At 66.8% G+C, this 9,644-nt stretch carries 9 protein-coding genes and 2 pseudogenes; 10 read left to right on the forward strand and 1 reads right to left on the reverse strand.

Annotated elements, in window-relative coordinates:
• Positions 1–38 precede the first annotated feature (38 nt).
• The 10 genes and pseudogenes from A5701_RS26930 to A5701_RS26975 all read left to right on the forward strand — a co-directional run.
• A complete protein-coding gene (locus A5701_RS26930) occupies positions 39–581 on the forward strand; it encodes a PadR family transcriptional regulator (protein WP_003874738.1) in 543 nt (180 codons plus the stop codon).
• 60 nt (positions 582–641) lie between these two features.
• Positions 642–1,739 carry an inositol-3-phosphate synthase gene (locus A5701_RS26935; RefSeq protein ID WP_067268555.1) on the forward strand — a complete coding sequence of 366 codons (1,098 nt, stop codon included), beginning with the start codon at positions 642–644 and terminating at the stop codon, positions 1,737–1,739.
• A gap of 132 nt (positions 1,740–1,871) precedes the next feature.
• Entirely contained in the window at positions 1,872–2,999 is a 1,128-nt protein-coding gene (locus tag A5701_RS26940; RefSeq protein WP_067761393.1) for an LLM class flavin-dependent oxidoreductase, read from the forward strand.
• Positions 2,996–4,165, forward strand: coding sequence for a sulfotransferase (locus A5701_RS26945; RefSeq protein ID WP_067761420.1), 1,170 nt, complete (start codon positions 2,996–2,998; stop codon positions 4,163–4,165). Before A5701_RS26940 ends, A5701_RS26945 begins: the two co-directional genes overlap by 4 nt.
• 1 nt (position 4,166) lies before the next feature.
• Positions 4,167–4,970 (forward strand): sugar phosphate isomerase/epimerase, encoded by an 804-nt coding sequence (locus tag A5701_RS26950; protein ID WP_067761396.1) that lies wholly within the window; start codon positions 4,167–4,169, stop codon positions 4,968–4,970.
• Positions 4,971–4,972: 2 nt separating this feature from the next.
• Positions 4,973–6,181, forward strand: coding sequence for a DUF1214 domain-containing protein (locus A5701_RS26955; protein ID WP_067761399.1), 1,209 nt, complete (start codon positions 4,973–4,975; stop codon positions 6,179–6,181).
• 21 nt (positions 6,182–6,202) lie between these two features.
• Complete coding sequence (locus tag A5701_RS26960) at positions 6,203–7,117, forward strand: alpha/beta fold hydrolase (protein ID WP_067761402.1); 915 nt, start codon at positions 6,203–6,205, stop codon at positions 7,115–7,117.
• 15 nt (positions 7,118–7,132) lie between these two features.
• Positions 7,133–7,918, forward strand: coding sequence for an LLM class F420-dependent oxidoreductase (locus tag A5701_RS26965; RefSeq protein ID WP_067761405.1), 786 nt, complete (start codon positions 7,133–7,135; stop codon positions 7,916–7,918).
• 110 nt (positions 7,919–8,028) lie between these two features.
• Positions 8,029–8,766 (forward strand): GntR family transcriptional regulator, encoded by a 738-nt coding sequence (locus A5701_RS26970; protein WP_067761408.1) that lies wholly within the window; start codon positions 8,029–8,031, stop codon positions 8,764–8,766.
• Positions 8,767–8,816: 50 nt separating this feature from the next.
• Positions 8,817–9,449: pseudogene (locus A5701_RS26975) on the forward strand (transporter substrate-binding domain-containing protein); the annotation flags it as partial.
• On the opposite strand, the pseudogene A5701_RS27850 reads toward A5701_RS26975, so the two are convergent.
• Positions 9,443–9,644: pseudogene (locus tag A5701_RS27850) on the reverse strand (amino acid ABC transporter permease); the annotation flags it as partial. The pseudogenes A5701_RS26975 and A5701_RS27850 overlap by 7 nt on opposite strands.

Here is a 9,644-nt window from a genome sequence, read left to right on the forward strand (position 1 = left end):
CGAACCGTCGTAACCGGCCGTGCAAAGGAGGTGATTCGATGCTTGAGCTCGCCATCCTGGGCCTGCTGATCGAATCGCCGATGCATGGGTATGAGTTGCGCAAAAGGTTGACCGGTCTCCTCGGCGCGTTCCGTGCGTTCTCGTACGGTTCGCTGTACCCCGCCCTCCGGCGGATGCAGGCCGAAGGCTTGATCGCCGAAGACGCCGCCCCGGCCGGCACGCCGGTCCGTCGGGCGCGGCGCGTCTACCAGCTAACCGACGAAGGACGACGTCGGTTCGGTGAGCTGGTGGCCGACACCGGTCCGCACAACTACACGGACGACGGCTTCGGGGTGCACCTGGCATTCTTCAACCGGACTCCGGCGGAGGCGCGCATGCGCATCCTGGAGGGTCGCCGCCGTCAGGTTGAGGAGCGGCGCGAAGGCCTGCGCGAAGCCGTGGCGCGGGCCAGCAGCTCGTTCGATCGCTACACCCGCCAACTTCACCAGCTGGGGCTCGAGTCCAGCGAGCGCGAAGTGAAGTGGCTCAACGAGCTCATTGCTGCGGAGCGGGCGATGCCCGGCCTCTCCGAGCAGACGTAAAACCCCTGCACGAAATTCATCAGCTGCGACACAGAGTTATCGAGTTAGGAGAACGCCCTTATGAGTGACCAGAACGCGCCAATCGCGTCGACGGAGGTACGAGTCGCCATTGTCGGCGTCGGTAACTGCGCGTCTTCGCTGGTACAGGGCGTCGAGTACTACCAGAACGCCGACGAGAACAGCACCGTGCCCGGTCTGATGCACGTCAAGTTCGGCCAGTACCACGTGCGCGACGTCAAGTTCGTCGCCGCCTTCGACGTGGACGCCAAGAAGGTCGGCTTCGACCTCTCCGACGCGATCTTCGCCTCGGAGAACAACACGATCAAGATCGCCGACGTGCCGCCCACCAACGTGGTGGTGCAGCGCGGCCCCACGCTGGACGGCATCGGCAAGTACTACGCCGACACCATCGAGCTCTCGGACGTCGAGCCGGTCGACGTGGTCAAGGCGCTCAAGGACGCCGAGGTCGACGTGCTGGTGTCCTACCTGCCCGTCGGTTCGGAAGAGGCCGACAAGTTCTACGCGCAGTGCGCCATCGACGCGGGTGTGGCGTTCGTCAACGCGCTGCCGGTGTTCATCGCCTCGGACCCGGTATGGGCCAAGAAGTTCGCCGACGCGGGCGTGCCGATCGTGGGCGACGACATCAAGAGCCAGGTCGGCGCCACCATCACCCACCGGGTGATGGCCAAGCTGTTCGAGGACCGCGGCGTGCAGTTGGACCGCACCATGCAGCTCAACGTCGGCGGCAACATGGACTTCCTCAACATGCTCGAGCGTGAGCGGCTGGAGTCCAAGAAGATCTCCAAGACGCAGGCCGTCACCTCCAACCTGCAACGCGAGTTCAAGACCAAGGATGTGCACATCGGCCCGTCCGACCACGTCGGCTGGCTCGACGACCGCAAGTGGGCCTATGTGCGGCTGGAGGGTCGCGCGTTCGGTGACGTGCCGCTGAACCTGGAGTACAAGCTCGAGGTGTGGGACTCGCCGAACTCGGCGGGCGTCATCATCGACGCGGTCCGGGCGGCCAAGATCGCCAAGGACCGCGGCATCGGCGGCCCGGTGATCCCGGCGTCGGCCTACCTGATGAAGAGCCCGCCGCAGCAGCTGCCCGACGACGTCGCGCGCGCGCAGCTCGAAGAGTTCATCATCGAGGGCTAAGAGGTCTGCTTAACCCGCGGGCGTAACGTCACGGCGCCTTCCCCCTTCGGAATTCGCCACGGCGTTGCGCTCGCGGCCGCTGGAGCCATTTCCTCCCCACTTCGCTGTGCGAGTGCTTAGCATCATCTCTCGATGGCTGTGCAACCCGCCGCATTCCTGCGCACGACCCTCCCGCTGGACCTGTCCCGGCTGGAGGAGCTGGACAGCGGCCGGTACCACTCGATCTGGCTGCCCGACCACATGGTCAGCTTCTGGCCTGACTCGATCTGGACCCCCGAGTTCACCGACCTGGCCACCGCTTCCCCGTCGCCGCACCGCCACCTCGACGGGCTGGCGGTAGCCGCCGCGGCCGCCGTCCTGACGGAGAACGTGCCGATCGTGAGCGCCGTCGTCGACACGGTGCGCCGCCACCCCAGCCTGCTGGCCCAGACGGCGCTCACGATCGACCACCTCGCCAAGGGCCGTTTCATCCTCGGCCTGGGCAGCGGTGAGAGCGAGAACACCCTGCCCTACGGCTTCGACTTCTCCCGGCCGGTCAGCCGCTTCGAAGAAGCCCTCACGGTGATCCGGCTGCTTTGGGACAGCGACGGCCCGGTCGATTTCGACGGGCAGTTCTACTCGCTGCGCCATGCGCGGCTGGACGCCGAACCCTACGCGGGCCGGCCGCCGCAGATCTGGATCGGCGCCAGCGGCCCGCGGATGCTGGACGTCGCAGGCCGGCACGCGGACGGCTGGTGGCCCACCGGCGCCTGGACACCAGAACACTATGCCGAAATGCTCTGTGCGGTAAGGAGATCCGCCGAACGCGTCGGCCGTGATCCGCAGGCGATCACACCGTGCTTCATTCAGGTATGTCTGATCGGCGAGGACGAGAACGCCCTCGCCGAGATCCTCCAAGCACCCCTGGTCAAGGCGTTCCTGCTGCAAGTGTCGGCGGAAACGCTGCGCGGCTTCGGGTTCGACCACCCGATGGGCGATCGGTGGCGGGGATTTCAAGACATCGACCCGGCGGTGCTCACCCGCGAACGGATCCTGGAATTCCTCGCCAAAGCGCGGCCCGAGATGGTGCTGGCCGCCGTCCCGCACGGGACGCCGACGCAGGTGGCCAAGATCGTCAAGACGTACGTCGACGCGGGACTGCGCGTACCCAAGATCCTGGACTACGGCGCGATGGCCGGCCTGAGCTACGCCGAGGCTTCGGCCGCCAACGTGCGCGCCACCGAAGACGAACTGATGCGGCTGTGCGGCGGGCGGGTGTGACGATGTCCCTGGACGCCGCCCAGCTGCTCGCCGACGCGGAGACCGAAACCGGACTGCGCGACTATGGCGATCCCACCTTGCCGCAACGCTTCACCGTCGCGGTCGACCATCTCAACCGCCTCGGCATGGACGCCGAGGGCAACCGGCAGGCGGCCCAGGTGTGTCGATGGCTGCTGACGTCGCGGCTCGAATTCATCGAAGACCGCATCCGCTACCCGATCGCCGACGAGGTGATCGACGGGCCGATGTTCGTCACCGGCGAACCCCGTTCGGGCACAACGCTCATGCACGCCCTGATGTCCGTCGACCCGCGCGCTCGGGCGCTGCGCTTCTGGGAGGTGATGTATCCGTCACCACCGCCGGGTCTGGCCGGCCCCGGCGACGACCGCAGGGAACGGGCCGACGCGGACTGGCGCGAGATCAACGCCAAGATGCCCAAGTGGCTGCACAGCCACCCGTACAACGACATGCTGGGCGACGGCCTGCCCGAGGACGAGCGCACCTGGGCGTTCGACTTCCGGGTGATGACGCCGACGGCCTGGTGGCGCGTGCCGATGCAGTCGCTGGTCGGCGGGTTAGCCACCGATCCGGCGGCGCAATACCGGCTACACAAGGCCATGCTGCAACAGCTGCAATACCGTCGAGCCCGAAAATACTGGGTGCTGAAGGGCTTTCACGGCTTCCGCCTCAAGGAACTCTTCGACACCTATCCCGACGCACGCCTGATGTGGCTGCACCGCGACCCCGTCCAAGTCGCCGCGTCGCGCACCATGATGATGGCCGACATCGCCGAAGGCATCGTCGGTCCGGTCGACCTGCACGCCGAAGCGAAGAAGCACCTCGAGATGACTCGGGCCAGCATTGCCAACACGATGAGCAACCCGTTGGTCGACGATCCCCACATCTTGCACGTGCGCTACGCCGACTTCGTCGGCGACCACATCGGCACCGTTCGGCGCTACTACGAGTTCTGCGGTCGCGAGCTGTCGGACGACGCCGAAGCGACAATGCGCGCCTACCTGGCCGACAACCGGGGCGACCGCTACGGCAAATTCCGCTACTCCACCCAGTTGCTGACCGACATCGGCGAGGACCTGGAGGCGCTGCACGCCGAATTCCGGCCTTTTCGAGAGCGATTCGGTGTCGCCATCGAGAGCCGCGCCTGACATGACCGGTCCGCACCACCGCCTGTCGGTGCACAGCGTCACCTTCCAAGGCGAGTCGCTGGCCGAACTGGAAGCTCATTGGGCGGCACTCGGCGTGTCCCGGCTGAGCATCCTGGACGCCCAGCTGCTGGAGCCGCACTTCCCGATGTTGCTGCACGGCAACGCATATTCGGTCGAAGCCGTCTATCACCTGTTCGCCGGCGGCAAGCTGTCCGGCGAACCGCACGCCGCCCGTGACGCGCTGTCCGCCGTGATCGACGCGGCCGCCGCCGTCGGGACCCGCACCGTCTACCTGCTCACCGGCGGGCGCGGTGACCTCACCTGGGCGCAGGCCGCGGACCGCTTTTGCGCGATGGTCGGCCCCTGCGCGAGTCGAGCCAAGGCGGCCGGGGTGGCGCTGGCCATTGAGAATGCGTCAAGCCTGTACGCCGACATCCACCTGGCCCACACGCTGCGCGACGCCGTCACGCTGGCCGAGATGGCCGACCTGAGTGTATGCATCGACGTGTTTCACTGTTGGGCGGAGGGGGATTTGGAGGCGATGGTGCAGCGGGCCCTACCGCGGACGGCGCTGATCCAGCTGAGCGACTATGTGCTCGGCGACCGGGAGCTACCGGGCAGGGCGGTACCGGGCGACGGAACGATCCCGCTGGAAGCCATCGTCGCCCAGGCGCTCACCGGCGGCTACTCCCACGGTTTCGACCTGGAACTGATCGGTCCCCGCATCGACCGAGAGGGACACCTGGAAGCCGCGCAACGCGCATGCGTAGTCGTCAGCGCGATGCTCGAGAGGCTCGGTGCGTGAGCATGGCCTTAGGCGACGGGCCCGACGACACGGCGCTGCAGCAGGCCTGGACCGAATTCTGCGCGCGGCTGCAGCGAGCGGGCGAGCAGGCCTTCAAGCAGGCCAACCCGGTGTCGGGCGCCCATCGGGTCGACGCCTACCGGTTCCTCACCCAAAATCTCGGCCAGGCCTTCGATCTGGCGCTCGAAACGCGTGACACCCGCTACCCGGTGCTGCACACCTTCTGCGGCCCGACCCGCAAGCTGGGCGGCGACTGCGCCGACTTTACTTACCAGCAGGCGTGGATCGACGGGCGGTCGACCTACCGCCTCGTCGGGACGCGTGGCACTGCAAGGTTTTTCAACGTCACGGTTCAGGGGCCACGTACGTCTGGCCCGGGCGTGCTGCACGAGCCGTTCGGTGACATACCGGAGGCCAACCTGCTCGGTCATCAGCTTCAGGTCGGCGATGGCGGGGAAATCGAGCTTTACATCGGCGGACCCGAGCGCGGGCCGAACTGGCTGCCCACCACTACCGGCTCGCGGAAACTGTTCATTCGCCAGGGTTTCGACCGCTGGGACGAGCTGCCCGCGCAGGTTCGCATCGAACGAATCGACATGGACTACCCCAAGCCGTTGCCGTCGACGCCCGAGATGGTCGAGGCGATGCGCTGGGCGGGCGACTTCGTCACTGGCCTGATGGCGGACTGGCCCGAGTTCCCCTTCACCTACGGCGGCGTCGACCCCAACCGCCCCAACTCCTTTCCGCAAGTCGACGCGACCGACGCCGACGCCAGGCGCGGCCGGGCCGCCGCCAACATGTATTGGGAACTCGCGGACGACGAGGCGCTGATCCTCGAATTCGGCGCCCACGCCGGATTGTGGATGCTGACCAATATGGGCGTCTTTTTCAACAGCATGGATTACCTGTACCGGCCGGTGAGCTACACGCCGAGTCGCACGAAGACCGACGCAGACGGCCGCATCCGTCTCGTCATGGCGCATCGTGATCCGGGCGTGCACAACTGGATCGACACCCAGGGCTTCGCGTGCGGCAACCTGACCTACCGGCACATGCTCGAGGGCGCACCGGCCGCGCTGAACACCCAAGTCGTCAAGCACGACGAACTGCTCGCCGCCCTGCCGGCAGACACCGCGATGGTGAGCGCCGCCGAGCGCGCGGCGGCGATGTGGGAGCGCTTTCGCGGCATCCGCCGTCGTTACCTCCTGTAGACGAGGGGCTAGTTTTAGGTCGTGGCCGAAATCTCCGAAGACGAACTCGACGGGCTCGACGAGTTCTCGCTGTTATCCGAAAATGCCGAGCAAGCCGGTGTCACCGGCCCGCTGCCGGACGTGCAACGCGTGGGGGCGGGCGCCGGTGAGGACACGATCAGCGCGCTCCGGTGGGGTGGTACTGCCCCGCGGGTCGTCTTCTTGCACGGCGGCGGCCAGAACGCCCACACCTGGGACACCGTCATCGTCGGCCTGGGCGAACCCGCACTGGCCGTGGATCTGCCCGGGCACGGCCATTCGGCATGGCGCGAGGACGGCGACTACTCGCCGCAGCTGAACGCCGACGCCTTATTGCCCGCGGTGCGCGAGCACGCTCCCAGCGCCGATCTTGTCGTGGGCATGTCGCTGGGTGGGTTGACCGCGATACGGCTGGCCGCCGTGGCACCGGAACTGGTGAACGAACTCGTCCTGATCGACGTCACCCCGTCGGCGCTGCAGCGGCACTCGGAGATGACCAAAGAACAACAGGGCACCGTGGCGCTCATGCACGGCGAACGCGAATTCCCCAGCTTCCAGGCCATGCTGGATTTGACGATCGCCGCGGCCCCGCATCGCGAGGTGAAGGCGCTGCGCCGCGGCGTCTTTCACAACTCGCGCCGGCTGGAAAACGGCAACTGGACGTGGCGCTACGACGCCATCCGCAAGTTCCCCGACTTCGACGTCCTGTGGGAGGACGTGGACAGGCTTTCTGCACCCATCACCCTCATCCGCGGCGGCAACTCGGGATTCGTCAGCGACGACGATGCCGCGGAATTAAGCCGTCGCACAAGACATTTCCGAACCGCGCACGTTGTGGCCAACTCCGGGCACTCCGTGCAAAGCGACCAGCCGCTGGCCCTGATCGAGCTGCTGCGCGGGGTGCTCGACGCGCGGTGAGCCTACGGTGGGCACATGACTTCTGATCTGCCCGTCCGCATCGGTGTGCAACTACAACCTCAGCACGCGCCCCAGTACCGCCAAATCCGCGACGCCGTGCGCCGCTGCGAGGACATCGGGGTCGACATCGCGTTCAACTGGGACCACTTCTTCCCCCTCTACGGGGATCCCGACGGCGCGCATTTCGAATGCTGGACCATGCTCGGGGCCTGGGCCGAACAGACCTCGCGCATTCAGATCGGCGCGCTGGTCACCTGCAATTCCTACCGAAATCCCGAACTGCTGGCCGACATGGCCCGGACCGTCGACCACATCTGCGGCGGCCGGCTCGTGCTGGGGATCGGCTCGGGCTGGAAGCAGAAGGACTACGACGAATACGGCTATGAGTTCGGCACCGCCGGCAGCCGTCTGGACGATCTCGTCGGCGCGCTTCCTCGGATCAAGGCGCGGCTGGCCAAGCTGAATCCGCTGCCGACCCGCGACATCCCGATCCTGATCGGTGGCGGCGGCGAGCGGAAGACGCTGCGGCTGGTCGCCGAGTACGCCGACATGTGGCACAGCTTCACCTCCGCCGACGAGTTCCCGGCGAAGTCCGATGTGTTGACCCGGCACTGCGCCGACGTCGGCCGCGACCCGGCCAGCATCGAACGCTCGGCCGCCGTTCAGGTCCGCGGCGCGCTGGTCGAGAATGCCGAAAGGCTCGTCGACCTCGGCGTGACGCTGCTGACGGTGGGGTGTGACGGTCCGGATTACGACCTAAGCGCGGCGGAAGCGCTGTGCCGGTGGCGCGATGGTCGTTAAGGCCTTTCGCCGCAAGATTCCTCCGTCAAACGCCGGAAAATACGAGCCAACTCGTGAGAAACTTCTCGCGCTAGTTGGCCGAACCGGGTTTGAAAGAGACTCAACAACGCATGCCGAAGAAATACGGGGTCAAAGAAAAGGACCTGGTTGTTTCGCACATCCTGCACCTCTTGCTGACGGGAAAGCTGCGCAGCGGCGACCGCGTCGATCGCAATGAGATCGCGCTCGGCCTGGGCGTGAGCCGCGTTCCCATTCAAGAGGCGTTGGTGCAACTCGAACACGACGGCATTGTCTCCACCCGCTACCACCGGGGGGCGTTCGTGGAGCGATTCGACGAAGCGACCGTCCTCGAGCATCACGAACTCGAGGGCCTGCTCAACGGCATCGCCTCCGCGCGAGCGGCCACGAGTCCGACTCCGCGGATCCTGGGTCAGCTGGACGCGTTGATGCGATCGCTGCGCGCCGCCAAGGATTCGCGGGCCTTCTGCGACATCGCGGCGGAATACCGGCGCACGATCAACGACGAATACGCCGGGCCGCGGTTACACGCCACGATCCGCGCCTCGCAGAACCTGGTGCCCCGGGTGTTCTGGCTGATCTATCAAGGCAGCCGGGAAGAGATCCTCCCGTTTTATGAAGAGGAGACGTCGGCGATCAACCGGCGCGACCCCGAGGCCGCCCGGGCCGCGTGCGTCGGCCGCTCCTATCTGATGGCACAGACCATGCTGGCCGAACTTTCCCGGCGCCGGGTGTTCACCGCACCCGACGACATGGATCCGGTGGTGCCGGAACCGCTCGAAGTGCTCGCCGACGCCGAAGCCGTGGGCGTCGAGCCACTCGCGATCTAGAGGGGACGCTCCCCCGACGAAGCCGCCGTCGGGTCGATACGGTGGCAGGGATGAATGCCCGCGCGTTCCGAAGCACCCAGCGCCGCGGAAGGCTGTTCGGACTGGCCGCGACGATGCTGTTGGTGTGCGGCATGGCATTAGGCGGCCCGGCCACCCCCGCGGCTGCCGATTGGAACCAGTGCGCGCCCTCCGGCGTGGAGAGCGCCAGGGCCCTGCCCAAAGATCTGACCGAGAGTCAGCCCACCCCCCAGGAGGACCGGGACACGACCAACTCCGTCGAGCCGCTCAGCTCCGTCGAAGTCGGCGCGCTCGGCCTCGGCACACCGGGCGTGCTGACGGTGGGCACCCTGTCGGACGCCCCGCCCAACATCTGCATCAATCCGACCGGTGAATTCAGCGGCTTCGACAACTTGCTCCTGCGCGCCATCGCCGACAAGCTGCATCTGCAGCTCCGCTTCGTCAGCACGGACTTCTCCGCCCTGCTGGCTCAGGTGGCGTCCCGGCGTTTCGACGTCGGCTCGGCATCGGTGAAGGCGACCGACCAGCGCCGCCGGACCGTAGCGTTCACCAACGGCTACGACTTCGGCTTCTACTCCCTCGTGGTGCCCCCCGGCTCGCCGATCCACAAGTTCAGCGACCTGGCGGCCGGTCAGCGCATCGGCGTGGTCCAGGGCACCGTCGAGGCGAGGGTTCCGGGCGCCACCCACGCATCGATCTGACGCGTCTTGAGACTGGCATACAGGGTGGCGAAGCCGGGGTACTTCACCGGTTGCAGATGCAGGGTGTCCACGACATAGGACTCCTCGACGGTGCCCTGGACCACGCCGATGCGCTGACCGGCCGCCAGGTCGCTGAACTTGTGGATCGGCGAGCCGGGC

It is taken from the genome of Mycobacterium sp. E3305, assembly GCF_001666785.1.
Classification (GTDB): domain Bacteria; phylum Actinomycetota; class Actinomycetes; order Mycobacteriales; family Mycobacteriaceae; genus Mycobacterium.

Bases quoted from the DNA above. Each gene is read 5' to 3' on its own strand.
- A5701_RS26955 (WP_067761399.1), top strand. From the start codon at position 4,973: ATGGCCTTAGGCGACGGGCCCGACGACACGGCGCTGCAGCAGGCCTGG.
- A5701_RS26970 (WP_067761408.1), top strand. From the start codon at position 8,029: ATGCCGAAGAAATACGGGGTCAAAGAAAAGGACCTGGTTGTTTCGCAC.
- A5701_RS26950 (WP_067761396.1), top strand. From the start codon at position 4,167: ATGACCGGTCCGCACCACCGCCTGTCGGTGCACAGCGTCACCTTCCAA.
- A5701_RS26965 (WP_067761405.1), top strand. From the start codon at position 7,133: ATGACTTCTGATCTGCCCGTCCGCATCGGTGTGCAACTACAACCTCAG.
- A5701_RS26935 (WP_067268555.1), top strand. From the start codon at position 642: ATGAGTGACCAGAACGCGCCAATCGCGTCGACGGAGGTACGAGTCGCC.
- A5701_RS26930 (WP_003874738.1), top strand. From the start codon at position 39: ATGCTTGAGCTCGCCATCCTGGGCCTGCTGATCGAATCGCCGATGCAT.
- A5701_RS26940 (WP_067761393.1), top strand. From the start codon at position 1,872: ATGGCTGTGCAACCCGCCGCATTCCTGCGCACGACCCTCCCGCTGGAC.